Here is a 26,658-nt window from a genome sequence, read left to right as displayed (position 1 = left end):
CAATAAAACATATTTTTTTATCAAAAAACAATCAAGCACATGACCAAACGTTTATTTAATTTTTCAGCAGCAATACTCTTACTATTTTTAGTTGGATGTAAATCTACTCAAGACACACAAACGATAGTAAAAGAAGTTTCAACTTTTGAAAGATTGGCCGGCATAAAAAATGTTGTCAAAATAGAAAAAAGAAATCCTATCAGTCATTTTGATGAGAACTATGAAATTTGGTTTGAGCAACCTATAGATTACAACGATTTATCTAAAGGAACCTTTAAGCAAAAAGTATATGTAGGTTTTGAAAATAATACACTTCCAGTATTTGTGGAATTACAAGGATATGGAATTTACACAGAAAAAGCAGGAGAACTTGCAACGCATTACAAAAGCAATCAATTAACAATAGAACATCGATATTTTAATAATTCGCGCCCAGAAAATATTGAATGGAATACGCTTACAGTTGAGAATGCAGCAAAAGATCAAGCTAACATTATAAATGCTATTAGAAATGCTATCTATCCTGATGCTAAGTTTATCACAACAGGAATTTCCAAAGGTTGCCAAACAACAATGGCGCATCGTAGATATTTTCCAGAAAACGTAGATGCATGTGTATGCTATGTAGGTCCATTAAACTATCAAAGAGAAGATCCACGAGTATATGAGTTTTTAAAAAATGTAGGTACGCAAGAAGAACGTACTAAAGTAACTAGCTTTCAAGAATTATGTTTTGAAAATAGAGCTGAACTACTTAAAATTTTAGAAAAAACAGCTAAAGAAAGAGGAATGACTTGGGAATTTGGTGTAGAAAAAGCAATGGATTACACCATTTTAGAATATTCTTTTGCATTCTGGCAATGGGGAAATAAAGCTCAAAGTATTCCTCTTAAGACAACAGATATTCAAGAAATTTACAATCATTTAATTGCTGTTGTTGGTTATGGTTTCTTTGAGCGTAAAGCTGTAGATAATTTACAACCTTATTTTTGGGCTGCTTTAACAGAACAAGGAATTTACGGATATGAAACTGCTCCGTTTAAAAAATATTTAGGTACTGATGAAGTGTATAAGTTTGATTGGGCTTTCCCTGATGGAGTTTCTAAAAATTACGATTTAAAACCTATGCAAGAAATCAAATCATTTTTAGATACGGATGCACAAAAAATGATTTTTATTTATGGTGAATATGATGCATGGAGTGCTACTGCTGTAGAACTTAAAAATGATGCGAAAAACCGTGATATGTACAAATTTGTCAAATCGAAAGGAGATCATAGAACTCGTATTAGAAATTTCACCAAAGAAGAACGAGAAAAAATATATGCTATTATTGATAGTTGGCTTAAGTAATTTGATCATTAATAATGAAGCTAATTGCTTTTAAATCATAGATGTAAAACAAAAGATGGTATAAGTAGTCGGAAGTGATTATTTTATAATTTTGGTTAAATTGTGTTTATACACATTTCCAATTGGAATGATAGTTTCAGAAATTTTCAATCGATTTCCTTCGATGGTTTGTATCTTTTTTATCGCAATGATAAACGATTTATGAATGCGTAGGAACCGATTTTCGGGCAATGATTTTTCAAAATTTGTCAAGCGATCTAAAGTTGTAATTGTTTCATTTTCTAAATGAATTTTTACATAACTGCCTAAACTTTCCAGATAGAGAATATCGTCTAATTGTACTTGATGAATTTTTTTATCTCCTTTAATAAAGATGCGTTCAACGTTCGTTTCTTGAGTTGCCATTTGAATAGTTTTCGGTTTGGAACTTCCTTTTTCAGACAAATCCAATAACTTTTTATGATCTTGGGCTTTTTGTACAGCTTTCAAAAAACGTTCAAAACTAAACGGTTTTAATAAATAATCGATCACATTCAATTCGTAACCTTCCATTGCATACTCTTGATACGCAGTAGTGACAATAACTAACGGTGGATTTTTGAGCGTTCGTAAAAAATCTAATCCTTTTAGTTTTGGCATATTAATATCTAAAAAGATCAAATCAACTTCGTTTTCATGTAAATAATTGATCGCTTCAAAAGCAGAATGACACTCGTTCTCGATGGTTAAAAACGAGAGGTTGTCACAATAATTCTTTATAATTTTGTGCGCTAAAGGTTCATCATCTACAGTAATACAATTCATTAGATATTTAATTTTAAATCCACACAAAACACAGTTTCTTCTTTAGTAATATGTAATTCATGCGTATTTGGATAAATTAAAGATAATCTTCTTTTTACATTTTCAAGTCCTATTCCTATTTCATTTTTTTCATCGACTTCATTAAAATTATTCTCAATATGAAAATGAAGAAACTGTTCTTTTACAGTTAGTTTAATTTTTAAAAAAGCATCTTTTTCGAGCAAATCAAATCCATGTTTGAAGGCATTTTCTAAAAACACAATCAAAATCATGGGAGCTATTTGCAATCGATCATTCGTAATTTCTTTTTCAAAACTAATTTGTCCACGGTTATGATGTCGCATTTTTTGTAACGCAATAAAATTTTCCAAATATGTTACTTCACTAGTAAGAGAAACAGTTTCCTCTTTACAGTCATAAATGGTATAACGCATCATCTCAGAAAGTTTCAAAATAATATCCGGAGATTGATCTGATTTTTCAAGCGAAAGCGCATATAAATTATTCAATGTGTTGAAAAAGAAATGTGGATTAATTTGATTTCGTAATAGGGATAATTCTAGTTGAAGTCGATCATTTTCAATCTGTTTGATTCTAGAAAGTTGAATGAACCAACGATAGGAAAGGTTCAGTAATGTTGTAATCAACATAATAAACATCATGGCAAAAACTCCATTAAAAGGACTTTTCTTTTTCTCATTAATTTCATTAAACCAATGTTCGTCTATCCAAGGTTCTACAGTTCCTATAAATAATCCCCAAACAACAATTAATAAAATTAAAAACAGGGTGTATTGAATGTACTTTTTAGGAACAAGATATCTAGGAATCAACCAGTATACTATTAGGTATATAGCTGGAGCTAATAAAAAAATAATGCTTGATGAAGCTTGTAAAAAGTAGATTGAAAAAGTAGTAATAGATAAGGTTTCCCAAACTGAAATAGAGAATAGCATTGCAATACACACAGAAATACTAACTAATAGTAAAGCGTGTATGAGTATTTTTTTTTTGATAGATATCGTTTCCATAATTCGTACAATCACAAAAATATAAAAAGGAATAGAAGCGTCCTATTCTATTTAATAAACACGACATATTTACGCATGAACGCTTTGTTTTTATCAATAAACAAGGTTAAAGTATCACAGATGACTCTTTATGTTTAAAAACGGACTGTTGGTTAAAAAAAGTTGAAATGTAATTGGCTTAATTATTCTTTTGACACAAGATTTAAAAACATTCATCACATGAAGCTCACAATACAAAACTTAAACAAAACATATGCTAATGGAGTAAAAGCATTAGATAATCTTTCTTTAGAAATAGAAACAGGAATGTTTGGGTTATTAGGTCCAAATGGCGCAGGAAAATCTTCTTTAATGCGAACACTGGCAACACTTCAAGAAGCTGATACTGGAACTGCGTATTTAGGAGAAATTGACATCCTAAAAAATCCAATAGAACTCCGAAAAGTACTAGGTTATTTACCACAAGAATTTGGTGTATATCCTAAAATCACTGCGAAGCAATTGCTAGATCATTTGGCAATACTAAAAGGAATCTCACAACGAAAAGAGCGAAAAGAATTAGTGAATTATTTACTGCAAAAAGTAAACTTATACGAAAAACGAAACAAAGCTGTAAAAAGCTTTTCAGGAGGAATGAAACAACGTGTTGGTATTGCACAAGCTTTAATTGGAAACCCGAAACTTATTATTGTTGATGAACCAACTGCAGGATTAGATCCAGGAGAACGCAACCGATTTCACAATCTTTTAGCGGACGTAGCCGAAAATGTGATTGTAATTCTATCGACACATATAGTAGAAGATGTAAAAGAACTATGTCAAAATATGGCAATTATGAATCACGGAGAATTGATTTGTAAAGGAAAACCAGAAGCTGTTATTGAAGAATTAAACAATCAGGTATGGCAAAAAATGATACAGCGTACAGAATTGGAAAATTATGCCAATGATTACAAAGTAATATCTAACAAAATGGTAGGAGGAAAACCTTTAATTCATGTCCTAAGCGATAAAAACCCAGGTGAAGGATTTGAACAAGTACAACCTACATTGGAAGATGTCTTTTTTGCAAAAATCAATACGATTCAACAGTCTAACTAATCAAAAGCTATAGTATGTTTATAACATTTTTTCTCAAAGAAATAAAAACCGGTTTCAAAAGCCCGATGCTTTACATTTTTTTCTTCTTATTCGCGCTCATAACTACTATTGGAGTTGTCAATGAAAGGATTACACTTGGCGGATCGGTTGGAAATACATTTAAAAATGCGCCTTACATTATGTCGGTTTACATTGGCCGATTGTCATTATTTGCAGTACTCATTGCAACAGCATTTTTCAATAATGCTGCTTTAAAAGATTATCAGCACAATTTTAGTAGCATTCTTTTTAGCACCGCAATTGATAAGACGAGTTACTTTTTCGGGCGCTTCTTTGGCGCACTAATATTAGCTATTATTCCATTACTAGGAGTTTTCGTAGGATTTATGTTGGGAACGGACATGGCTGTTGATATGGAAATGATTTCCCCAAATAGAATGGGCGTTTTATATGGAAAAGCATTTGTAAATAACTTCTTCCTGTTCATTTTACCAAACATGTTTATTGTTGGCGCACTAATTTTTGCAATAGCAAATAAATGGAAAAGTACCATAGTATCTTTCATTGGAACAATTTTGATTATTGTTGGATATTTAATTTCTGGAGCATTTTTAAATGATGTAAGTACAGAGAGTTGGGCTGCATTGACAGATATTTTAGGAATCAATGCATATACAATTGATACAAAATACTTTACAAGTCTTGAGAAGAATACCGAAATCGTATCATTCAGTGGATTGTTAGTGTTGAATAGAATCGTTTGGATTGTTATTGCAACGGTAGTATTGGTAGCTTCATACCTGTCGTTTTCATTTACACAGAAAAATCAAAAAGTAAAAAAAGAGAAGAAAGCTATACTTACAGAAACGACGCAACTAGTTAGTTTGCCAAAGGCGAAAAGCAGTTTTGATTTCAAATCACAAAAAGCACAATTTATAAGCTTCTTTAAAATTAATTTCTTTACGCTATTTAAAAGTAATACGTTTAAAATTATGCTCATTATTGGCGCGTTAATTTTAATAAACAAACTTGTCAATGGACTTGAATATTATGGATTGCAATCGTATCCTGTAACCAATAAAATGTTAGATTTTAGTCGTCCAATAAGTATGATTGTTGGAATGATAATGTTAGTATTTTTTAGTGGAGAATTGGTTTGGAGAGCGCGCGCAAATCATATCAGTGGCGTTATTGACGGAACACCACACAATTCTTTAATAGTATTAATAGCAAAAATAGTTGCCTTAATAAGTATTAACGTAGTATTTGACATTTTCTTAATTATTGTCTCTATTATATATCAGTTATCAAATGGCTATACAAATCTAGAACTTGGCGTATATGCACTAGATTTTTTATACTCAGGATTGCCGTTATACATTACTTGGGCATGTATTTTCATTACGATTCAAATTGCTGTAAATCATAAGTATATAGCCTATTTCATTGCTGTGTTATTATTATTTCTGTTTGAATTTATTGTGGTTGATGCATTTGGAATTCAATCATATATGATGAATCTTGGGTTTACACCAACGTATACATATTCTGACATGAATGGTTTTAGTATCGCAGCAATTGCTAAAAATTGGTTCAATCTGTATTGGATTTTATTCGGAATAGTACTCGTAACTTTTACAAGTATTTTTTGGGTCAGAGGAAACTTAACCGGAATAAAAAATAGGTGGAAATCTGCTAAAAAACAATGGACAAAAAGTTACATCGTATGCTTAACAATTGTTTCAATTTTATTTGTAGCAACAACAAGCTTTGTGTACTACAATACGCAAGTAGTCAATGTATATCATTCAGTAGACGAAATTAAAGATATGCAAGAATCGTATGAAAAAAAATACAAGCAATACGATGGCGTTTTGCAACCAAAAATTACAGCTATTGATTATGATATTGCCATTTATCCAAATGAGCGAAATGTAGTAGCAAAAGCAAAAGTTACGATACAAAATAAAGGAAATCAAGCGATAGATTCTTTACATTATTCTTTGTTAAACTTTACAAGTTTTGGTAATGAAGGTATATTATTAAAAAAGTCCGATTGGAAAAAAAAGGTAACAATTCCGAATGCAGTATTAGTGCATAATGATACAACATTAGGATATCAAATCTTCAAACTGCATACGCCATTACTACCGAATGAAACGATGCAAATTGAATTAGAAACAACCTATACAAGCCAAGGTTTTGAAAATTCAGTATCTAACATTCGTGTAGTTCAAAATGGCACATTCTTCGATAGCTCTGATATTTTGCCAACTTTCGGATATGAAGTTTATAATGAAATTTCAAGTGCTAGTGATCGTGAAAATAGAGGTTTGGCAAAACATGAAGGAATGAAATCATTAGACGATGAACATGCAAAAGCAGAAAATTACATTACCAGAAACATGTCAGATTGGGTAAATATTTCAACAACGCTATCAACAGTAAATGATCAAATTGCAGTTTCGCCAGGAACTTTAGTAAAGCAATGGACTGAAAATGAACGTTCATATTTTAAATATAAAAATGATCATGTTTCATTAAACTTTACCAATTTTATGTCCGCCAAATATGAAGTGACTCGTAAAAAATGGAACGGAATCGACATAGAAATCTATTATCATAAAACGCACGATTATAATATTGACATTATGATTGCTGCGGTAGAAAAATCATTGAGGTACTATACAGAGAATTTTGGTCCGTATTATCACAAGCAAGCAAGAGTCGTAGAAATTCCTAGGTATTACAATTTTGCGCAAGCGTTTCCAGGAACAATGCCATATACAGAAGGTGGCGGATTTATTACAAATCTTTCAAATGTAGAAGATTACAACATCATCTATTCAACAATTGCACATGAAATTGCACATCAATATTGGGCACATCAAGTAATTGGCGCTAATGTGCAAGGCGCAACAATGTTGTCGGAGAGTTTTGCAGAATATTCATCCTTGATGGTTATGAAAAATGAATTGAAAGATCCTATTAAAATGAAGAAGCTATTAGCGTATGATTTTGAACGTTATCTCAAAGGAAGAAGTGCTGAAAATGGAGAAGAAAAGCCATTATATATCGTAGAAGATCAAGGATACATTCATTATGGAAAAGGAAGTTTAGTATTATACGCGTTACAAGAGTATATTGGAGAAGACAAAGTAAATGATGCATTGCGAGCATTTCTAAAAACATACGCGTACAAAGATGTTCCGTATCCAACAACATTAGATTTTTTAACCTATTTAGAACCGCAAATTCCAGCTGATTTAAAGTATGTGTTAACTGATTGTTAACTGATTGGTTAAAGAAGGTTACTTTATATGATTACAGTGTAACAAACGCGACTTATGAAGCAAAATCGAACGGAAAATTTGAAGTTACTATGGCCATTGAAGCTACTAAGTTTACTATAGATAGTGCTGGAAAATCACACGAAGTTGCACAGCACGATTGGGTTGAAATTGGCGTATATGCTGATGCTGAAGAAAAAGAATTGCTATTTGTAAAGCGTGTGCTAATTACAGCCAAACAGATGAATTTCACTTTTGAAGTAGACAAAATTCCTGCAAAAGCAGCTATTGACCCGAAACGTTTATTAATAGAACGTGTAATTGATGATAATGTGAGCATTGTAATTGAAACAATAAGGTAATGTATTATGTTGATTGTATGTTGTTTTTAGGATTTCTAATTTCTTTTAATAACGATTAACCAAAGAAAGTCAAACATTAATGTCTGACTTTCTTTGACTAAAAATACGTTTGAGATGTATTGTTATACTGGTTATTTAGGACATTGTTTCTCCGCTAGTTTTGAAAATTCTTTAAACTGCTTTTTTGTTTTCGTTATATTTTTTCCTAAGTTTTCAATTACAGTTCTTTTCCATCCTTTGTCTCCTATTGGATGTCTTTTTCCATTAGGCGGCATTACTTCGACAACTTTTGTCTTTTCACCCCAATAGTTTTTGCCAAAAAACCGGCTTATACATTCTTCATATTCCAATAATACAAAGACAGAATATCCGTTCATACCTATTAATTTTTTGTCAGCAGCTTTTTTAATTTTATCTAATCCTTTCGTAATTTTTCGAATCATGCTTTTTCCACCAGGAGATAAAGTTTTTCCAGGAGTTATAACGCTAAACACTTTTAAGAAAGTGAGTGCGTTTTTAAAGTCTTTAGCATCATCTACATCACGTCCTTTTGGTACAAATATAGTTTTAATGGCAGAGCAATCTCTAATGTCTCCTAATGTGCATTCCTCTTCAGGGTCATTTAGTAATAAAAATACAGGATTCATCAAAATTTCTAACTGATGTGCAATTCCTATTAATAAAATACCAGCTTCTAATAAAGCAGCTTCTACTATTCTACAGCCAAGCGATTTGATGGGTTCAAAATTTTCAGTTGCATTAGGTCCAATGATCCAGTAAAGTACATCATCCGCTTTGTATTGTGACTGACTTAACCATTGCGAACTTTCATACTGCTGTAATGCTTCGTCAAGACGTTGAACTTGCTGATTGTAAATTTTTAAATCTTCATGAAATTCTTCTGGGACTTGTTTTAAAATTAAATTTATATCTGGAATTTTTAAAAGTTCATTAATACTTGTTAAAGAAATTTGTCCTTTTCCTTTTTCGATAACTGTTGCTGCGTTTCTCAAATCGTTGGCAAAACGTTTTATTTTTGGAAGAAACTCTACCACAGTATCTACAGCAGCTGCACTTTGCTCTAATCTTTTTGCTATTGATGTACATGTTGGTCCTATAAACAGACTTCCTATAGTTCGAATTACTTTTGGTAGCACTAATAAATTTGGCACTACATCTTCATCTGGAAGAAACTCATCTAGTTTGCCTTCAACGGCTGCTTCAAGCATTATGTTAAGTCGAGTTTCTCCAATTCCTGAAACATTTAGTATTGATTCAAGATCAATAAATTTTCCAAAGATTTCTTTTTGCTGAATAATTTTTTCACCTAACGTGCTTCCAATGTCTTTACCTTCCTTTTCAAAAGCTTTGTCAATAAGTTCATTTGTTAAATCTTCTAAATTTAAAAAGGCAAGAAGTTTGCGTTTTCCTAATTCTTTTTTCATCTTTTTTTAATTAAGGATTAATTATTTTTTAGATGGCTAGTATCAAAAAAGTAATTCGTGTGGAGTAAAAGTGTGGGAGTTTTATGAAGGCTAAAGTATTTAAAATGAAAACACAAAATGACTTTATGGGACGAATAACAAGTATTTGATTACGAATTACATATAAGGTGTAAAATCTATTTATGTAAACAAAACTATAGGAGTGTTGAAAATGAATAATTGATCATTTTCTAGAAATTAAGACAATGATTGAAGTTGTTTTTTTAATGATTTTAATAACTAATGTTTATTGATAAACGATTTCAATTTCCTCAGTTAGAGGAATACTTTGACAGCTTAAAATGTACCCTTGTTTTACTTCTTCATCACTTAAAGCAAGGTTCTTTTTCATGTGCACTTTACCGTTTTCAAGTTTACATATACAAGTAGAACAAACGCCGCCTTCACAAGAATATGGTGGTTCTTTTCCAGCATTAATGAGTGTTCTTAGAATGGTTTTTCCTTTCGGAATAGACACTTGAATATTTTCTCCGTTAAGATGTGCTGTTAGTTTTGCATTCTCAAAAGCAACTGTAGTATCTTTTGAATCATTTCCTCCAAAACTTTCAATGAATATGCGTTCATCTGGAACATCCATATTCTTCAAAGCCTTTTTTGTGTTCTCAATCATTGTACCCGGACCACAGATGTAGTACTCAGTATTTTGCGCATAAGGCGGATATTCATTGATAAACCATTCAATGGCTTCAGTATCTACACGCCCTTTTCTAAAAGACTGTTCTTTAGATGTGCTCCATAAATCACTCCATTTACTTTTGGGACGACTCAACGTATGAATCAATATAAAACGATCTTGATACTCATGTTGTAATTTTTCTAATTCCTCTTTAAACATGATGGATTCTTGATTCCTATTTCCAAAAATCATGTGTACATAACTGCGTTCTTCTGTTAGCAGAATAGTTTTTAATATCGATAGAATAGGAGTAATGCCACTTCCAGCTGAAAACAAATAATAGGTTTTGTAATTTCCTTTTTTTAGTGCTGCAAAAAAACGTCCATCTGGTGGCATAATTTCTACAAGGTCGCCAACTTTAAGATTGTCGTTGATATAATTAGAAACCAATCCTTCTTTTACACGTTTTACACCAATACGCAAAGGTTCTTCTAGAACGGGAGAACTACACAAGGAATACGAACGTCGTACTTCTTCACCATTTATATTAAATTTTAAAGTTAAGTACTGACCAGGTTTATAAGTGAAAGTGTCATATAATTCATAAGGTACATCAAATGCAACTGATGTTGAATCTTCAGTTTCTTTTTTGACTTCTAATACTTTTAGTTGGTGAAATGTATTCATTGTTTAAACGTTTGCGTTAGGGATTGAACGATTTGTTTGAGCTCCTCGAAGAGAGCGAGTAGTGAAAGCCCGACCTTTATGGGAACGCCCAGATATTAACTACGATGTTTTTCTATCCATTCCTTCACAACACTTTGAAACTTGCTTACGGCAAATTCGCCTCGTTGTGCTTGCGCTCCGATACTAAACATTGGAGAACTTAACGATTTTTGTTGTTGCTCGCAGGCATAAATATCTTCTTCCATAAAATTTCCTGACGCCATTGGATCACTGGTATCGCCTTCGTATTTTCCTTTGTTGCCATATTTACTCCATACACTACTCATAGCAGATTTTGCCGCCTGTTTGGTATATCCCCATTCGCTTGCATTTGCAGTTTTGGTACGAAATGTAACCAATGTTCTGTCTGGCGCCAAAGGGATTACATGAAACGTGCTCCAAGATGATTCACTTTCGGCAAGTCCTATGTTTGGAAAAAACCAAGGTACATAAGCGCCTATTTTATCAACTGGTATGTGATCGATTAATGGTGTAGGTGATGCATTTTTAAAATCATCCATATACTCTTTTACTAAAGGTTCGTAAAACCAATAATGTGGTCCTTCCCAACCATATTTTGCTTTGGCATGATCGTACATGTTTAGTGTACCTTCATGTAAATGTGCCAAATGGTAGTGATCAATATTGTTTTCAATTACAATTTTCCAATTTGATTTTATTTCTTTCGTGTATATTCCTTCTTTATATTCTACTAATTCTTCAGGGATATGTGGACCTAAATGAGGTTCTATAGCACCAAAATATTCCATGATGTTGGGAGCATCTTTGTCTGGATGCACAAATAACATTCCTTTAAATATATCTACAGATGCTTCATGAAGATTTAAACCGCATTCATGCAATTCTTTATTACATAAGCTAGGAAATTCTTCTTCTTTTTTTGGAACACTGATTAATTTTCCTTCTAAATCGTATGTCCAATCGTGATAAGGACAAGTAATTGCTTTTTGTCCTTTACCAACGGCTCTTAATAATTGCGTTCCGCGATGGCGACACATATTATGGAAAGCGCGTAAGCGATTATCACGGCCTTTTACAATAAAGATATTATTCAATCCTGCTTGTATAGAAATGTAATCTCCAGGATTAGCCACATCTTCTATTAAACCTGCAAATTGCCAAGTTTTACTAAAGATGTGTTCCATTTCCAAATCAAACCATTCCTGAGATGTATACGCTGTAACAGGAAGTGCATGCATCATTCTTTCCTTTTTCATATTAAATATTCTAAATTATAACTGTCCAAAATAATTATACCAAGTACTAATTTCATGTTTTTTTATTCTTCAGGCATCCAATCTGGAGGTTTTACAAAAACTAATATTTTGTTTTTAATACCTTTTACTTTTCCAAGTTTTCTTGCCAATCTGGTTAATCCATGAAAAAATACTTTTACTGGATTTACACTGTTTAAAGGTTCAGAAATTCCATAGATTACTTTTTCTTCTTCAACTTCGAAAGTATCTAAGATGCGATCCCAAATGATTAAAATTCCAGCATAATTTTTATCCCAATATTGTTTGTTAGAACCATGATGTGCTCTGTGATGTGATGGCGTGTTGAAAATGTATTCAATAGGTTTTGGAAGCTTTCCAATCATTTCTGTATGTAAAATAGCTTGAAACGTTTGTACAAATAATTCTGCGGCAAACATTAAAAATGGATTGAAACCTAAAAACACAGCAGGAATTGAAAATAGTAAGGGGAAAATACCATCTAAAGGTCCAAAACGATAAGCTACAGACATATTAAAATGTGGCGAACTGTGATGCACTGTATGTGTTGCCCAACCAATTCCTATTCTGTGCATCAATCGATGTTCCCAATAATATAAAAAATCAGCTAATAATATGGCAGTAGCAACAGTAATCCAATTCATTGGTAATTGTGGTAGAATAGAAAAGTCTGAAGCAAATGTGTATAGTTTTAAGATAAATAATCCGCCAAGAATATATTCTATTGCCTGAAAAGCAAAAACAGTAAGCACATTAGCTACTGAATCAAGGAGTACATCTTTATTTAATCGCTTTAAATATAAATAGCGAAGTAATTCAATGATGAAAAATGGAATGATAATATATATTACACTTAAATCATTAAATGCATAAAAAAAGTAATCTACCAAATCTGTGTTTAACACAGCTACATTTAAATACTCAGCCACATAATGTGGAATTCCAACGATGGTTGCTATAATAGCAATACTATAAACTATTAATCGTGTGTTGCTCATGTTATTTTAGTTATAGTTAGATTGTCTTTTCCAAGTTTCTTTATACAATTGTCCTTCAACTGTCATGCTTACTTCAAGTGTATTTGCGTCTATCATTTTAAAAATAACTTCGTAATAACTTCCGCCTGGCAAGTACATTTTTCCATTCACATAGGTTCGATCCTTGGGAGTAACATTCGTTAAAAAATAATCTTCTTTTTTGTTTTTGCCTTTATATTCAGTTGTTCCATCATTATAATAATGTATTTTTCCAATGAACTTAGCTTCTAGTTGTTCGATTTCGTAAACAGCTTGGTAATAATCATTTTTGACATTCCAAACACCTATAATATTATCTTGTTGTGCACAAGATGTGACAATTGAGAAGAGTAAAAGTGACGTGAAAACTAATTTTAAGTACTTCATAATAAACTAATTTAATTTGATTACAAAGATCATCATCATATCATTTCCATTTTTTGACTTAAGTCAAAATCTCAAAGAAATCAGGATTATCAATAATATAATCATACACAGAGTAGAAAATTAATAGTGACCAAACCGCTATCATGATCCAATATAACTTTGGTGTTTCTTTTTTTGAAACTTCTTCTACAAAATGAATTGTGCCAGTTTTTAAAATATTAATAAAACCAAGTAATAAAAAGATGATCCAAAACCAGTTCCAATTAAAAATAATGGCAAGGAACATTAAAATTAAAGCAAGAAAGGTTTTCCATTTTTTCATATTAATAGTAATTATAATCTATAACTAAAGTTGAAAGCGAATAAGTCGCCATTAGAATCCAACTAACTATAATAAACCAATATAATACTTGATTTTCTTTTTTTGAAATTGGCTCAATAAAATAAGTTACTCCAGAAGAAATATCAGGAATTACCCAAAATAAGAATAAAACTCCCCAAGCCCATTCCCAGTTCATTAGTATTGCTATATACATTAGAATGAGTGCAACTATAGTTCTCCATTTTGTTGTTGTCTTCATGTTTAAATGTATGAATGTTAAATAATTATTCCAAATCTACGTAGCATCTTCTTTTCCATATTCCAAAAAAAGGAAAACTGGCCAAATAGCCATCCGTAGGCGACTAAGAATAGTTGATAACATATAAAGCTTAGAAAGATAAAAAGTGGATAGTATATAAATGGGTTTAAATTATCTAATGTGATACCTATAACCTTCAGGATAGGCCTTCCGATTGCTATGGAAGATGAACCTGTGATAGAGAATACAAAGAATATGACAATCAGTTGCCAAGGTTTTTCAATATTCCAACGTGTCATTAATTTTTTCATGTGTTTATGTTTATTGTTTTTCAATGGTCACATGTTGTTCGCTATTAATCATTTCTTTGGGAGAGAAACTTTTTAATATGCTCGTTTCATGTGTCTGTGTTTTATCAAAAGCAAAACTATACTTCGACTTAAAGTTTTGTTTTGACTTAAATCAAAAAAGATAAATAAAAGGTTTTCGTGTATGATTTTGACATAGATCAAAAAAAAGATTTTACATGACATTTAGTTTTGTCGTATAGAAGTATTCAACATGAGAAAAGCAATTTTAATAAGTATTATGATATTATTTTTTTCCTGCACTAAAAAGGAGAATCCTATGATAGGTTTATGGAAGGTTGATAGTAAATTTTATAAGGCTACTTGTGAAATTCTTGAAGAGGATGATACAATTAAAGGAGTCGTTATTTATTACAATGATAATACAACGGAATATAAATATAAAGAAGGAGAACCCAAAAGTTATTTTTTCAACAATGTAAAAGAAAAAGATGGCGCTTATGTAGATGCTATTTCTGGAGCTACAAAAACTGAAAATTCAAACAAAACTGCAACACTTACTTTAATAAGTAAAGATACTTTAGAAGTAATTACTTATATCATGCAAAAACCTTTAAAAGAAATTTGGACACGTAATTAGAACACTATAATTTATTATGAATAAAACAATTAAAAAATTAAGCTTTTGCACGCTTTTATCAATATTGATGTTAAGCTGCGCTACTGATGATATTAGAAATATTGCAGGACCAAGCGGATCTATTCCAAATCCTAATCCAACTGGTCCAACTGCCGTTAATCCTGTTGATATTACATCGGATGGATTTGATTTTATGGAAAAAATGCAAGGACATTGGGTTGGGACTAATTTAGTTATAAACCAAGAATATCCATGGTTTGCTTGGGATTATAGAGCAATTTCTCCATCTCATACATTTGGAATTCACGAAGGTGGTTCTGCGGGTAATTTATTGACTTCATTTTTTGTTACAAACTATAAAGGCAAGCGTACTATTATGGCACGTAATGGAGGTTTATTAAATGGTATTTATAGAACAAGCTATTTTGTTATGGACAAAGTAGAAGATAGAGATAATGGACGTTATTATAGATTAGTAGATGCTAAAGGAGGTGACGGAATTATGTATATGGAATTACGATTTCCAAATAATACTGATAGCTTATATTTTAATTCTTACACCAGTAATTTAGGTGGTCGTATACCTAATAGGCATATGACATTTAAAGGTAAAAGAATGCATGAAAATTTAGCACAAGAAGCTGCTACTGCAATAGGATATCCGCAGAATACTGTAGATGTAGGATTGGATTTTGCTGAAGGGTTTATGGAGGAATACTTCTATATAAGAGATGGAATTACAGAAGCCAATTCATCTACATTTTTAGCAGTACAGGAAACTAATAATATTTTTGAACTAGCGCCACAATCAGGCGATCCATATATCATTACAGATCATCCAAGTTTGGGTTATATTCAAATTGACATCGATAGAGGAGATATTCCTGACGATCAAACTTTACTCTTGTATCTCTCTAGAGATCCACTTACAGATGAGAACGGTTATTTTACTTCTGATTTTGATGCGTACGATACAATTCTACATTTTCCAATCTTATCAGAAGGAGAAGATGATTTTTTAATGACTTATATGCATCCAGGGACTTATTATGTAACAGTTGTTGCTGATTCTAATAATGACTTCTCAGTTTCTGAAGGCGATATTACACATACACAACGTATGATAACACTAAATCCTTCAGAACAGCAGCAAATCACAATAAATAACATTAATGTTCAAAATTAAAAGCATGACAAAACGATTCATAATACCTGCTTTAACCTTAATACTATTGCAAAGCTGCACAACAGCAATTATAGATGAAGGCGATCCATCTTTATTGCCGCCTATCACTAGAACTATCTCGTATCAGTCTGATGTCCAATCTATAATGACTAATAACTGCATTACCTGTCATGCTGGTCCGGCGCCAAATGCTGGATTGGATTTAGCTAATTATCAAAATACACGTTTTTCTGCTGAGATGGGAAATTTAATTCAACGTATGAATAATGCCGCAAATCCAATGCCTCCAAGTGGTTTGGTAACTCCAGAAGTAAGACAAATAATGGACAAATGGGTAACTGATGGTTTTCCTGAAAATTAATTTAAAAACAATTACATGAAAAAAATAGGAATACTACTAATGCTTTTTATTACTAGCTATGCTTCTGCTCAAAAATACTTCACAAAAACTGGACAAACAGAATTTAAAGCTTCTGTAGAGGCTTTTGAACCTGTAGAAGCCATTAATAGGAGTACAACTGTAATACTAAATACTAAAAATGGAACTATAGCTGCTTTGCTCTTTGTTAAAGCTTTTCATTTTGAAATTGCTTTAATGGAAGAACATTTTAATGAAAATTATATGGATTCAGATAAATTTTCTAAAGCAACTTTTAAAGGAAAGATTATAGATTTTGACATGGCTTCTATCTCACAAATAAAAAAAGAATATAAACTCAAAGGCATATTAACTGTACGAGGAAAAACTAAAGAAGTTGAAACTGTTGTTCATTTGAAAAAAGCAGCTGATAAAATAATGTTGACCTCCAAATTTGAAGTGTCTCCAAAAGATTTTGATATTGAAATCCCAAGTATTGTTAGCAATAAAATAGCAAATGCTATTCAACTAAAATTGAATTATGAACTTATCGAGAAAAAATAGCAACCAGTTATTAAATAAAAGCATAATGAAAAACTGTGTATTAGCAATAGTAATTATATTTTTAGGCTGTAATTCTTTAATTGCTCAAGATGATTTATTGAATGAATTAGAAGAAGAAGCGAAAGAAGTATCTTTTGAACAACCAGCTTTTAAAGCTATGAAAATAGGTAATTTACAATCTACAAAAGTTGCTGGGAAGAAAGATTTATACTTATATGTTTCACACCGATTTGGAAGTCTAAAAGATGGACTCACTACTTTTTTTGGTTTTGACAATGCAAACACTAAAATACAATTGGTTTATGGAGTTTATGATGGAGTTCAGGTTGGGTTATCTAGAGAATCCATTCGGAAAACGTATGCTACACATGTAAAAGTGAAATTGAAAGGACAATCTAAAGATTTTCCTGTAAACATTGTTGGTTATGCGACAGCAAATATTAGAACCGATTTACGTAAAGACCAGTTTCCTTTTTTAAAATTTGGAGATCGTATGAGTTATGCAACACAACTACTTATTTCAAGACGTTTTAGTAATAAATTCTCTTTTGAATTAGCACCAACTTTCGTTCGTCAAAATTTAGTTTTAGAACCATTTCAAAAACACAATCAAATTGCTTTAGGAGCTGGAACTAGAATGAAATTAAGCAAGCGAATGTCAATAAATTTAGATTATGTTTATAATTTTAGTAGACATGAAAACTCTATATACTCAAATCCATTAACTATCGGTTTAGATATAGAAACTGGAGGACATGTATTCCAATTATTATTCTCTAATGCACAATCTACCAATGAGCCTGGATTTATTAGTAATGCAGAAGGGAAATGGTTTGAAGATGTTTATTTCGGATTTAATATTGTTCGCGTATTTTAACCTCCTAACAACTGTTTTGCAAAGGTTTTTATAGCAATATAAAAGCCTTTTTTATTTTCCTCTAATTCTACTAAGTGTTGCTTGAGAAATTCCTAACATAGAAGCGATATGCCCTAAATTTGCGCGTTGCGTTATAGAAGGGAAAGCACTTACCAATAATTCATATTTCTCTTTTGCTGTTAAGAAATAATATCCCTTAAAAAAATCATCCAGTAAAGACATTTGTTCCTCTAAAATTAGTCTGCCAAAACGTTCTAATTTAGAGTGTTTCAAGTATAGTTCTTGCCATTGATTATAAGTCAATGATATCAACGTAGAATCTTCAGTAGTTTCAATATATTCGGAGGCAGGTTTTCTTAAGATATAACTATGCCATGAAGTAATCATCATATTTTCGGGATAAATCCAATATGTAATGTCCTTTCCATCTTGATAATGAAAGGTTCTAACAGTTCCTTTTGCTATAAAATAAAGACGTTCACAGGTTTTTCCTTCTTCTAATAAAAGGTGTCCTTTTGTAACTTCTTCAACTAAAACTAGATTGAGAATTTCTTCTTCTGCTTCTTCAGAAAGAGAGATGTATAATTTAATATATTGTAGAAATGAGTTCATAATTTTCAGGCTTCAATTTAGCGATTCTTTTAACTATATTTTTATAAATCCATATTTTTTCTGGACTAGCAACAGAAACTTAAGAGATTTTAGTAATCATATGTATAGGTTCGAATCTTGTCTAGGTCACAAAAATTGTAAAAACCTGTAATTTAAAAGATTACAGGTTTTTGTTTTTATACCCGAGCGGACAGTTTTATACTAAGTTTTTGATTTATAGTTGTTAAAAAGTTAGAATTTTAATATCTGTAGCTTTTTATCTCATAAAAGTTCTTTTATCGACTTCTTTCTTAAATTCTTCCGAGTTCAATGCTTTTTCAATTGGTGCTATATTCCAAATTTTTACCGTTCCGTCTTCTGATGAAGTAACTATTAAATCTTCATTATCGAGCCACGAAATACTATTTATTGATTTTGTGTGACCTATGAGTTCTTTCTTTAAAAATATTGACTCAAGATTAGAGATGTCATATATTTTCACAACTCCACTTTCAGCACCAATAATCAAGTTATCTCCCTTACTATGAATAGATTCAATTCTTGTTTCTTGCCCAATAGTTAGTAAAGGACTATTAAACACAGATTTATCGTTAAAATTTGATAGATTGATCGCATAGACGAAACGGTTTAAAGCTATAAAAATCCGTCTCTTATTAGCGCATACTCCTTTAATTTCTTCTAGCTTTAAATTTGGTTTTACATTAGATAAATTTAGAGTGTCTTTGGCTTTATAAGTTAAGTTAAAATCTCCATTAGGGACTATTGATTTTAAAAGGTAGGGTTTTTCATTATTTACATTAGCAATAAAAAAAATAGAATCAGAATCAATAGTGTTTATAAAATTAAAAGTTCCAATCTTTATTGTTGAATCTCTACTAAATTTGAAGTGTTTCATTTCTTTTTTAGCGGATATCTTTTTTTCAGTATTAATTTTATAGATGTTTTTTTTGTCATCAGATAAGCCTATAAAAGTATAATTTCTAAGATGGGTAAGAGCACTTAAGTTTTTAACTTTAGGGTTTAGCTTAATCTTTTTCGTATTATCTATATTTAATTTCTTTTCATACAAATCATTAGATTTTGAGAATACTATTTTAAGTGTGTCTTTTTTTGTTTTTTTATACAAAGAATAAGCTTCAACTCCCTCATAAATACTCCAGTCGGTATTATTATCTTTTGTAGTAAGATATATTTCCTTTGTATGTAATTTATTATTAGATTTTGCTATAATCATGTATCTATCATACTCTAGTTTTTGTACACTTATTTTTGAAACAGATTCTTTAGGATTAAGTGTTTGAAAATAAAAGGGTCTAATATTATAATTTAAAAATAACTCATAATATTCCTTAGAAAGGAGTGGAAAATCTTTAGTGAGTTTCAAATTATCATCATTATTTATTTTCGAAACGATTTTCGAAAAAGCTTTATATTTCTCTGTTAAATCATTATTTTCATATGTCTTAGTTGAATTAATATCAGCATTTATATTTCGAATATTTTTAGCATTTATTTTTAATGATTCTACTTCATTTTTAAGTTGAGTATTTTCACTATTCGAAATAATTACAATATATGTTACTATTAAAATAATACCTACAAATAAAATACTTATCAGGTATTCTTTGAATTTTCGATTTTCTACTCTTTTTTTACTAAGCTTCCAAAAATCCCACTTTTCTTTTTTATGCGAATCACTCCCAATAATTACATTGATATCATCTCTAATACTTTTAACCAAAGATGAGTTTAAAAAACTCAATTTTTTAACTTCATCCTCTTTTTGTTTTATATAAGTTTGAAATGAAGAATCAAAATGTTTTTTATAATATTCGATGATGTCTTCATCAATAGAAATTTTATTAATGATTCTGGCTAGTAAATTATGTGATAATTCTATAAAACCCCCTTTTATTTTTAATATTCTAGCTTTTAGTAATTCTTCAATAATATCTGCTAATGATTGTTCAAACTTTGAGGGAATATTTCCCCATATTTTTTGAGCTATTTTAGTTTGAAGCTCTTCATTATTGATTTTATAATAACTTGATTTGCTTTTTTTTACAGTAGTAAATGGAATTGTCTTTTTTGTGTTTTGTTCAGAAACAAAGTATTTTAAAAATTTGATGACTGTATCCCGATGCTCATTTCCATAAATACTGTTTTTTTTTACAATCAAAGCATCATTAATACCTCGAATATAATCAGTCAGTATTTGCTCTATACTTCCGTAGTTTTCTATCTCAGTATCCGTAAATTCTAGTGGATTTTCTTTAAAATTTATATTTTGTGGTTTCAGTAGTAACTCGCTATCATCTGGATATGTTCTAATAAAATCTTCTGTATATAATTTATCTAAGTAAATTTGAAGAAAAGGAAGATGTACTTTATTATTTTCTTCTAAATAGTTAATGATTTTATCGATTCTTCTATTCTTAACTTCTTCACTTATTTCTTCTAAAGGTTCACCTTCTTGTACGGTTATTTGATTGATTTCAAAATACTGGAAAGTCTTGCCTAAAATTTCTCTTGTGTTATCCCTATTTGGATCATTTATAAAGTATTTAAAATCCAATATATTTGGATAGTAATATTTTTCAAACACCAATAAATTAGAAAAGAATTCGGATTGAATACATATTAAATTATTAGAAAAAGTAACATTAGTGCTTATGAGTAAAAGTAGTACACTAAAATTTTTTATTTCGTTTTTGTTTCCATCAATAAACAATTCCTCAAACTGATCAAAAATAAAAAAAGGAGTATATGAAATAGTTTCTTTTTTTTCATTCAGCAACATATCAAATCTCTTCAGCTTTTCGGGATCAAATTTTTGCCCTTTCTTAGATTGTGAATTATTATCTGTAATATCCTTGAAAAGATTTTCAAGAGTATCTTTAAATTTTTCACCAAATAAATTAGTTAGACTATCAAAAAATGAATCAATAATATTATCTTTCCTTCGTATCGTTATAGATTTCCAGTCATTAAATTTATTTGCTAAACCACATTGCGCTAAGCTACTCTTACCAGTTCCAGATTTTCCATACAGAATAATTAAATTTGTTTTCTTATAAAGGTTGAAAATTTCTTTTATTTCATTTGTTCTACCAAAAAAGAGTTGTTTATCTTCTTTTTCATAAGAATTTAAGTAATTAAAAGGCGAACTGTATTGATATTTAGTTTTCATATGATTAGTTTAATGAATCAACAAAATGTGAAAGTTGTTTAAATATCTTTTTGGCTTCCAGTCTTTCTAATTCATTATTTCCTAATACATTAGGGTCAGGTAAGGTTATAGGATCATTAGGATCATTAATATTAGGATCATATACTGGTTTAAATACAAATTCCATCTTATCATTAAGAAATAACTTTTCTCTTAAAACAAATAAATCAATTTTTCTAGCTTTTGAATCAAATGAGTTTTTATCAAAATAAAACGGACTAAGGTTAATAACTATTGTTTTATCACTCTGTGTTTCACATAAATAAACTGAGTGTATATATATAAAGTTTTTATTGATAATTTCTTCTTCTTGTATAGTTACTTTTCCATTTGAAAGTTCTTCTAGTTTATATATTTCTTTTTCACCTGTTCTATGTTTTAAGTAATATCTTGAGTGGATAGATTTCACATAATAATTGTTTAAAAAATAAGAACCTTTAAGCAACCTATGAAGCAGTTTTTCTGATTTCCATAATAATTCATCTTTATTAGTATCATCAAGTGAAGATTCGTATAATGAAGCCCCATTTTTGAACAAATCAATAGAAGGCAATAGTTGCTGAATAAATTTCTTTTCTATTCTGTTACCATATATAGTTAAAATTTGATTGCAAAGGTCAGATAAACACTGAATGTCTTCTATATTATAATCTATAGATGGTTTTAATAAATCAGAAATTTTATTTTTGGAATTCTTTAATAATTCATTGTTGATTTCATCCCATAAGATCGATAATATAGAATATCTACATAAATCCAAATAACTATAAAAGTAATTTTTTATAAGTTGATACCTAGTTGATCCGAAAACTCTATTCTCCGAGTAATTTTCTACTTCTTCACCTACATCAAACCCTTTAATTATATTGCCCAGAAAAAATGGTGGTAGATTATAATATGTACTTATATACTTTCCATTAGATAATTCCTTAAATATTGTTTTTAAATGCCTGTTATTAGCAAACTCTTTAAGTTTTTGACTATCTGACTTCCCGATGAACTCCTTAGAATCACTTATATATTTTGAATCTATTTCAGTTAAACCATATTCTTTTATGATTTCATTTACACGAAATATAGGGTAAAATTTTAATCTACCTTGTTGTCTATCTTGTTCTGAATCCATTTCATATTCTATTCCAGATAAATAGATATTTTCTTCTATTTCCTGAAAAACACCACATCCCGAATAACCTACAACATCATCCTGTTCAGTATAATGTTCTGGTAGAAATATCCAATAATCGTCTTGTTTTTCTATAAGACTGCCTGGGAATTTCTTAACTTTTACATCATCTTGTTTCTTGTTATTTGGAAACCCATAAAGAAATAATGATGCTTGTGGTTTTATTGAATTTGATATAAATAGATTAACATCATCAATAAAGTCAACCTTAATCAAAGCTAAGTCTATTTCTTTATGATAATATACTTCTTGAATTTTTAATTTATTACCATTAACAGTAGTAATTGTATTAATACCTTTTTTTCCAAGAACATGCTTTGCTGTTATGACATATGTGAATTTATTATTAGAGGAAGGTTGGATTAAACATCCACTTCCACTATTAACTTTTACTACATATTTTTTATAGAGATTATCCATATTTATTCTAACAAAAGTGAATTGCTTTTTGATTTAAATAACTTGCTTTAAAAGCTGCATCGCGGAAATCTTCTTTTAAAAAAATTTCATCAACAATATTATAATTGAATAATAAACTACATTTTGGGTTACTATTAATTATTCTTGCCAATGTTAGTTTATTAGGTAATCCATGCTTTAATGCATTTGTAGAAATTACAAAAACATCACAGTCAATAAGTTCTAGTAACTCTTTTGAAGTATTCTTTTTACTACCATGATGGGAAACTTTAAATAAATCTAATTTTAATTTCTTTTCCTTACTGTATCCTAATTCTTTTAAAGATTCTATAATGACAGTTGGATGCGCATCTCCTAAAAAAAGTAACTTTCTGTCTTTATGCTCAAGTAAAAATGAAATTGAACTCCTATTAGGAACTGATTGATCTTCTTTAAAAGCATCTTTATTAGACATTAAATCATGTAATGGAATATGATAATCTGTCTTAACAGATGATGTTTTCAAAGATTCTGGTTTTTCTCGTTTCCAGTTATTATGTAATTTTTTTAAAGTTTTCTTACTAGGGGAAATGATTGTAATTTTGCTGTCGTCAATATTTTCTTCGGTTATTTTTTCTTTAATAGTCCTATCCCAACAATTGAGATTATTTAAAAAACTCTCTAAATCAATAGCTTGTTTAAAACTTGTGTCTAAACAGTCATATAGTCCAAGACTGGTATTTCTATCAGGATAATCGATAAAAGAATCAGAGTATTCAGCTATTAGCTTTCCTGAATTAAACCATAACTTTTTTATGATAGCTTTATCTAATTTACTGTCTTTAAATAATTCTAGTATTCCACCTATATGATCATCATCAATATGCGTTAGTATAAGAAGGTCAATTTTTTCATCTTTTTTCTGAATCAGCTCAACTTCTTTTTTTAAATCACCCGATCTTCTAGCTTTAATATAAGTATGTCTTGTTCCTCCATCAACTAGGATGTTTTTGGTGCTTCCATCTTTACCCTTAAAAGAAATTAAAATAGAGTCTCCATTATATGCTTGTAAAAGCTTTACAGAAATTGACATTGGTTAAGGTTATTTAGTGAATTCCTTTATAATTGTCTTAAGGTAAGTTCAATATCTAAATAATCCTTACGGGAAACCGTATAGGACAAAAATTTTAAAAAAAACCTAGTAGTTAATAAGTGCTTCTATATCAAAATTTTGGATGGATTTAGCATATAAGAATACTTCTCAATAAATACATTTATCTCCCTCAAATCCTCCACCAAAAAATTCGAACTTTGAATGTTCGAGGTCACAAGAGCGGACAAATTAACAGGCACTAACCCATAAACTTACACAGTTTATGGGTTAGTGCCTTGTGGGGCAATACTAGTTAAGATTTAACCTGATAATTTTAATAAATCTTTATATCAATATCATCATAAATTTTCGCATGAATATTTCTGCCTGATTTTAATGCCACTTTACCTTTATAAACCCCTATAACATCTTCTTCCTTACCTATTTTATCACCTCCGTACTTGAAATAAACAAGTAATGTGTCTTCTGGTTGTTTTTTAAGAGGGTTAAAACTAAAATTATATTTATAGGCTTTAACAATGACATCTCCTTTAGGGTCTCCATTGTCTCCTGAAAGTCTTATGACTTTAGCGCCTTTTTTTATTTTTATCAGCTTATTATTTTTCTTTATTTTCCAATTACCTAGTCTAGGTTTTCTGTTTATAACGAATAATATTAAGTATAACAGGCTTATTAAAAAAAATACACCGAATACCAGCTTTGTATAGGGATAGCTCTTTATGAGAAGGTTTTCACTTTTTCCATTAGGTAGGGTAGATTGTAATTGATTTAGTTGACTTCCATTATATGATAATACTCCTGATTCAAATGAAAATTGTTTTCTCGAAAGTGAATCTATATTATTATAGATATTCTCATACAATTCTTTATCATCTCCTAAAAAATCCAATTGATAATCAATTTTAATATGGTTTAAAACTTCTTTTGTACGCTTTAAACTTTTTATAAAAGTATTATCGTATCTAACTGAAATAGGAACTGTCCATATTCTAGTCTCATTCGGTTTGAGAATAAAATTATCAACGGTTAAACGTTCTTCGTTATCAATTTTAACTTCATTCTTGAAATCAATCATAATTAACGAATCTGAACAAAAAGTAATTTCTTTTAAATTAATTTTCAGAGGGAAATAATTGTATTCATTAATGAATTTAAAATTCAAGTAGGTGATTTTTTCATTAGGATAAAGCTCCATAAGCTCGGGTTTTTGTTGTTCACTTTTTCCCAAAAATTCAGCTCTAAATCTATTGGTAAATACTGTTGCATTATGTTTCCTATATTTCTTCTTATCAATTCCACATATTTCTAGTTCATTCAATGTGCCATTTTTTACTGTAGATAGATCATGATTATACATTGAATACTTCAAACTTTCAACAAGTTCTTTAGCAATGTTTTCAAGTTTGACGCTTTTATTTTTAAAAATATCTTTAAAGTTATTCTCTATGAAGTTTGGAATAGCATCTTTTCCAGCACTACCAGGATACTTATATAACAAGAACGAAGTATTTCCCATTTCTTTTATTTGAGACAATGTACTTTTTTTTAACCCTTCAATGTCTTTAGTTGAATTGAAGGTTGCGTGCACATCATCAGATATAAAAATTATGAATTTCTCTTTATCCTCATCTTCAGTATTTGTATCCTTAATTATTGTACGAATTGATTTTAAAATATCAGTAGCACCTTCTAAATTTCTTTGAATCCCTGATACTGTAAAGGGAGTTTTTTTGTATTGTTTCAATTTATCTAAAGAAAAATTGAATACATCTTCTTGTTTGATTTTAATTATATCAGTACCAAAGAAGTATACTTTCGTGCTTAGACCTTTATCGATAAAATTTTCTTTGATCTTTGTAATGAAATCTATATAAATCTTATTTTTTTCGTTTTCTCCTAAATTTCCATATACAGATCTAGATAAATCAATAGCTATCTGAAATTCATATTTATTCAATAATGCTGGATCTATATTTTCAATACCCTGAATTGTATAGTCGGTATTTTTTCTCTTATTTATATCACTAGCAGTCCTTACTATTAATTCCGTTGGTATCTCATTACTTTTTGGAAAAACAGTATTACAGCCCGCATAAAGAGTTATTATAATTAATATCCAAAAAATTATGATTCTTATCTGTTTCATTTCCATTATTG

Annotated in this window: 24 protein-coding genes; 9 read left to right on the top strand and 15 right to left on the bottom strand. The window is 30.0% G+C overall.

All coding sequences use genetic code 11. The features are described 5' to 3' along the window. Window positions 1–39 precede the first annotated feature (39 nt). On the top strand, window positions 40–1,353 hold the full coding sequence (locus ACUUYC_RS02560) for a S28 family serine protease (protein WP_474263492.1): 1,314 nt from the start codon (window positions 40–42) through the stop codon (window positions 1,351–1,353). Between the two features lie 78 nt (window positions 1,354–1,431). On the opposite strand, the gene ACUUYC_RS02555 is transcribed toward ACUUYC_RS02560, so the two are convergent. Together ACUUYC_RS02555 and ACUUYC_RS02550 are read right to left on the bottom strand one after the other, a co-directional pair. Beyond that, window positions 1,432–2,157: a LytR/AlgR family response regulator transcription factor gene (locus tag ACUUYC_RS02555; RefSeq protein ID WP_474263490.1), complete on the bottom strand. Its 726-nt coding sequence runs from the start codon at window positions 2,155–2,157 to the stop codon at window positions 1,432–1,434. Next, window positions 2,157–3,188 (bottom strand): sensor histidine kinase, encoded by a 1,032-nt coding sequence (locus ACUUYC_RS02550; RefSeq protein ID WP_474263488.1) that lies wholly within the window; start codon window positions 3,186–3,188, stop codon window positions 2,157–2,159. Before ACUUYC_RS02550 ends, ACUUYC_RS02555 begins: the two co-directional genes overlap by 1 nt. 219 nt (window positions 3,189–3,407) lie before the next feature. Between ACUUYC_RS02550 and ACUUYC_RS02545 the strand changes: the two genes are divergently transcribed. From ACUUYC_RS02545 to ACUUYC_RS02535, 3 genes are all read left to right on the top strand, one after another. Beyond that, window positions 3,408–4,289 (top strand): ABC transporter ATP-binding protein, encoded by an 882-nt coding sequence (locus ACUUYC_RS02545; RefSeq protein WP_474263486.1) that lies wholly within the window; start codon window positions 3,408–3,410, stop codon window positions 4,287–4,289. Between the two features lie 65 nt (window positions 4,290–4,354). Beyond that, the gene (locus ACUUYC_RS02540) at window positions 4,355–7,582 is read left to right on the top strand and encodes an ABC transporter permease/M1 family aminopeptidase (RefSeq protein ID WP_474263484.1); all 3,228 of its coding nucleotides are present in this window, start codon (window positions 4,355–4,357) and stop codon (window positions 7,580–7,582) included. Continuing rightward, the gene (locus ACUUYC_RS02535) at window positions 7,576–7,941 is read left to right on the top strand and encodes a hypothetical protein (protein ID WP_474263482.1); all 366 of its coding nucleotides are present in this window, start codon (window positions 7,576–7,578) and stop codon (window positions 7,939–7,941) included. The genes ACUUYC_RS02540 and ACUUYC_RS02535 overlap by 7 nt, the downstream gene beginning before the upstream one ends. A gap of 131 nt (window positions 7,942–8,072) precedes the next feature. Here the strand turns inward: ACUUYC_RS02535 and ACUUYC_RS02530 are convergent, their stop codons facing one another. From ACUUYC_RS02530 to ACUUYC_RS02495, 8 genes are all read right to left on the bottom strand, one after another. Continuing rightward, the gene (locus ACUUYC_RS02530; protein WP_474263480.1) at window positions 8,073–9,386 is read right to left on the bottom strand and encodes a ComEA family DNA-binding protein; all 1,314 of its coding nucleotides are present in this window, start codon (window positions 9,384–9,386) and stop codon (window positions 8,073–8,075) included. A gap of 286 nt (window positions 9,387–9,672) precedes the next feature. Next, window positions 9,673–10,749 carry a 2Fe-2S iron-sulfur cluster-binding protein gene (locus ACUUYC_RS02525; protein WP_474263478.1) on the bottom strand — a complete coding sequence of 359 codons (1,077 nt, stop codon included), beginning with the start codon at window positions 10,747–10,749 and terminating at the stop codon, window positions 9,673–9,675. A 95-nt stretch (window positions 10,750–10,844) separates the two neighbouring features. Then, window positions 10,845–12,026 carry an aromatic ring-hydroxylating oxygenase subunit alpha gene (locus tag ACUUYC_RS02520; protein ID WP_474263476.1) on the bottom strand — a complete coding sequence of 394 codons (1,182 nt, stop codon included), beginning with the start codon at window positions 12,024–12,026 and terminating at the stop codon, window positions 10,845–10,847. 62 nt (window positions 12,027–12,088) lie between these two features. Continuing rightward, window positions 12,089–13,042, bottom strand: a complete 954-nt coding sequence (locus tag ACUUYC_RS02515) for a sterol desaturase family protein (protein WP_474263474.1) — start codon at window positions 13,040–13,042, stop codon at window positions 12,089–12,091. Window positions 13,043–13,048: 6 nt separating this feature from the next. After that, complete coding sequence (locus tag ACUUYC_RS02510; RefSeq protein ID WP_474263472.1) at window positions 13,049–13,447, bottom strand: DUF2147 domain-containing protein; 399 nt, start codon at window positions 13,445–13,447, stop codon at window positions 13,049–13,051. Window positions 13,448–13,505: 58 nt separating this feature from the next. Further along, the gene (locus ACUUYC_RS02505) at window positions 13,506–13,769 is read right to left on the bottom strand and encodes a hypothetical protein (protein ID WP_474263470.1); all 264 of its coding nucleotides are present in this window, start codon (window positions 13,767–13,769) and stop codon (window positions 13,506–13,508) included. Window position 13,770: 1 nt separating this feature from the next. Beyond that, window positions 13,771–14,028, bottom strand: a complete 258-nt coding sequence (locus ACUUYC_RS02500) for a hypothetical protein (RefSeq protein WP_474263468.1) — start codon at window positions 14,026–14,028, stop codon at window positions 13,771–13,773. A 17-nt stretch (window positions 14,029–14,045) separates the two neighbouring features. Beyond that, window positions 14,046–14,327 carry a DUF6787 family protein gene (locus tag ACUUYC_RS02495; protein ID WP_474263575.1) on the bottom strand — a complete coding sequence of 94 codons (282 nt, stop codon included), beginning with the start codon at window positions 14,325–14,327 and terminating at the stop codon, window positions 14,046–14,048. A 328-nt stretch (window positions 14,328–14,655) separates the two neighbouring features. Between ACUUYC_RS02495 and ACUUYC_RS02490 the strand changes: the two genes are divergently transcribed. From ACUUYC_RS02490 to ACUUYC_RS02470, 5 genes are read left to right on the top strand one after another with little or no spacing between them, the layout of a single operon-like run. Next, a complete protein-coding gene (locus ACUUYC_RS02490; RefSeq protein WP_474263466.1) occupies window positions 14,656–14,976 on the top strand; it encodes an FMN-binding protein in 321 nt (106 codons plus the stop codon). 16 nt (window positions 14,977–14,992) lie between these two features. Beyond that, window positions 14,993–16,162 carry a hypothetical protein gene (locus ACUUYC_RS02485; protein WP_474263464.1) on the top strand — a complete coding sequence of 390 codons (1,170 nt, stop codon included), beginning with the start codon at window positions 14,993–14,995 and terminating at the stop codon, window positions 16,160–16,162. A 4-nt stretch (window positions 16,163–16,166) separates the two neighbouring features. Further along, complete coding sequence (locus tag ACUUYC_RS02480; protein WP_474263462.1) at window positions 16,167–16,523, top strand: cytochrome c family protein; 357 nt, start codon at window positions 16,167–16,169, stop codon at window positions 16,521–16,523. A gap of 15 nt (window positions 16,524–16,538) precedes the next feature. Further along, complete coding sequence (locus ACUUYC_RS02475) at window positions 16,539–17,084, top strand: YceI family protein (protein ID WP_474263460.1); 546 nt, start codon at window positions 16,539–16,541, stop codon at window positions 17,082–17,084. Window positions 17,085–17,109: 25 nt separating this feature from the next. Next, window positions 17,110–17,961, top strand: coding sequence for a DUF5777 family beta-barrel protein (locus ACUUYC_RS02470; protein ID WP_474263458.1), 852 nt, complete (start codon window positions 17,110–17,112; stop codon window positions 17,959–17,961). 51 nt (window positions 17,962–18,012) lie between these two features. Here the strand turns inward: ACUUYC_RS02470 and ACUUYC_RS02465 are convergent, their stop codons facing one another. The 5 genes from ACUUYC_RS02465 to ACUUYC_RS02445 all read right to left on the bottom strand — a co-directional run bounded on the left by ACUUYC_RS02465 (window position 18,013) and on the right by ACUUYC_RS02445 (window position 26,647). Continuing rightward, window positions 18,013–18,573 carry a Crp/Fnr family transcriptional regulator gene (locus ACUUYC_RS02465; RefSeq protein ID WP_474263456.1) on the bottom strand — a complete coding sequence of 187 codons (561 nt, stop codon included), beginning with the start codon at window positions 18,571–18,573 and terminating at the stop codon, window positions 18,013–18,015. Between the two features lie 256 nt (window positions 18,574–18,829). After that, entirely contained in the window at window positions 18,830–21,763 is a 2,934-nt protein-coding gene (locus ACUUYC_RS02460) for an nSTAND1 domain-containing NTPase (protein WP_474263454.1), read from the bottom strand. Between the two features lie 4 nt (window positions 21,764–21,767). After that, a complete protein-coding gene (locus ACUUYC_RS02455) occupies window positions 21,768–23,408 on the bottom strand; it encodes a serine protease family protein (protein ID WP_474263452.1) in 1,641 nt (546 codons plus the stop codon). A 7-nt stretch (window positions 23,409–23,415) separates the two neighbouring features. Next, entirely contained in the window at window positions 23,416–24,480 is a 1,065-nt protein-coding gene (locus tag ACUUYC_RS02450) for a ComEC/Rec2 family competence protein (RefSeq protein ID WP_474263450.1), read from the bottom strand. Window positions 24,481–24,814: 334 nt separating this feature from the next. Beyond that, window positions 24,815–26,647, bottom strand: coding sequence for a hypothetical protein (locus tag ACUUYC_RS02445; RefSeq protein ID WP_474263448.1), 1,833 nt, complete (start codon window positions 26,645–26,647; stop codon window positions 24,815–24,817). Window positions 26,648–26,658: the final 11 nt, after the last annotated feature.

This window comes from Kordia sp. E, assembly GCF_056033805.1.
This window is presented reverse-complemented; position numbering and strand designations above follow the sequence as displayed.

Excerpts from the sequence above, each read along its gene's own strand:
- ACUUYC_RS02500 (WP_474263468.1), bottom strand. The coding sequence starts at position 14,028 with ATGAAGACAACAACAAAATGGAGAACTATAGTTGCACTCATTCTAATG.
- ACUUYC_RS02495 (WP_474263575.1), bottom strand. The coding sequence starts at position 14,327 with ATGACACGTTGGAATATTGAAAAACCTTGGCAACTGATTGTCATATTC.
- ACUUYC_RS02455 (WP_474263452.1), bottom strand. The coding sequence starts at position 23,408 with ATGGATAATCTCTATAAAAAATATGTAGTAAAAGTTAATAGTGGAAGT.
- ACUUYC_RS02520 (WP_474263476.1), bottom strand. The coding sequence starts at position 12,026 with ATGAAAAAGGAAAGAATGATGCATGCACTTCCTGTTACAGCGTATACA.
- ACUUYC_RS02530 (WP_474263480.1), bottom strand. The coding sequence starts at position 9,386 with ATGAAAAAAGAATTAGGAAAACGCAAACTTCTTGCCTTTTTAAATTTA.
- ACUUYC_RS02515 (WP_474263474.1), bottom strand. The coding sequence starts at position 13,042 with ATGAGCAACACACGATTAATAGTTTATAGTATTGCTATTATAGCAACC.
- ACUUYC_RS02545 (WP_474263486.1), top strand. The coding sequence starts at position 3,408 with ATGAAGCTCACAATACAAAACTTAAACAAAACATATGCTAATGGAGTA.
- ACUUYC_RS02510 (WP_474263472.1), bottom strand. The coding sequence starts at position 13,447 with ATGAAGTACTTAAAATTAGTTTTCACGTCACTTTTACTCTTCTCAATT.
- ACUUYC_RS02490 (WP_474263466.1), top strand. The coding sequence starts at position 14,656 with ATGATAGGTTTATGGAAGGTTGATAGTAAATTTTATAAGGCTACTTGT.
- ACUUYC_RS02475 (WP_474263460.1), top strand. The coding sequence starts at position 16,539 with ATGAAAAAAATAGGAATACTACTAATGCTTTTTATTACTAGCTATGCT.
- ACUUYC_RS02560 (WP_474263492.1), top strand. The coding sequence starts at position 40 with ATGACCAAACGTTTATTTAATTTTTCAGCAGCAATACTCTTACTATTT.
- ACUUYC_RS02450 (WP_474263450.1), bottom strand. The coding sequence starts at position 24,480 with ATGTCAATTTCTGTAAAGCTTTTACAAGCATATAATGGAGACTCTATT.
- ACUUYC_RS02525 (WP_474263478.1), bottom strand. The coding sequence starts at position 10,749 with ATGAATACATTTCACCAACTAAAAGTATTAGAAGTCAAAAAAGAAACT.
- ACUUYC_RS02550 (WP_474263488.1), bottom strand. The coding sequence starts at position 3,188 with ATGGAAACGATATCTATCAAAAAAAAAATACTCATACACGCTTTACTA.
- ACUUYC_RS02460 (WP_474263454.1), bottom strand. The coding sequence starts at position 21,763 with ATGAAAACTAAATATCAATACAGTTCGCCTTTTAATTACTTAAATTCT.
- ACUUYC_RS02470 (WP_474263458.1), top strand. The coding sequence starts at position 17,110 with ATGAAAAACTGTGTATTAGCAATAGTAATTATATTTTTAGGCTGTAAT.
- ACUUYC_RS02485 (WP_474263464.1), top strand. The coding sequence starts at position 14,993 with ATGAATAAAACAATTAAAAAATTAAGCTTTTGCACGCTTTTATCAATA.
- ACUUYC_RS02465 (WP_474263456.1), bottom strand. The coding sequence starts at position 18,573 with ATGAACTCATTTCTACAATATATTAAATTATACATCTCTCTTTCTGAA.
- ACUUYC_RS02540 (WP_474263484.1), top strand. The coding sequence starts at position 4,355 with ATGCTTTACATTTTTTTCTTCTTATTCGCGCTCATAACTACTATTGGA.
- ACUUYC_RS02555 (WP_474263490.1), bottom strand. The coding sequence starts at position 2,157 with ATGAATTGTATTACTGTAGATGATGAACCTTTAGCGCACAAAATTATA.
- ACUUYC_RS02445 (WP_474263448.1), bottom strand. The coding sequence starts at position 26,647 with ATGAAACAGATAAGAATCATAATTTTTTGGATATTAATTATAATAACT.
- ACUUYC_RS02480 (WP_474263462.1), top strand. The coding sequence starts at position 16,167 with ATGACAAAACGATTCATAATACCTGCTTTAACCTTAATACTATTGCAA.
- ACUUYC_RS02505 (WP_474263470.1), bottom strand. The coding sequence starts at position 13,769 with ATGAAAAAATGGAAAACCTTTCTTGCTTTAATTTTAATGTTCCTTGCC.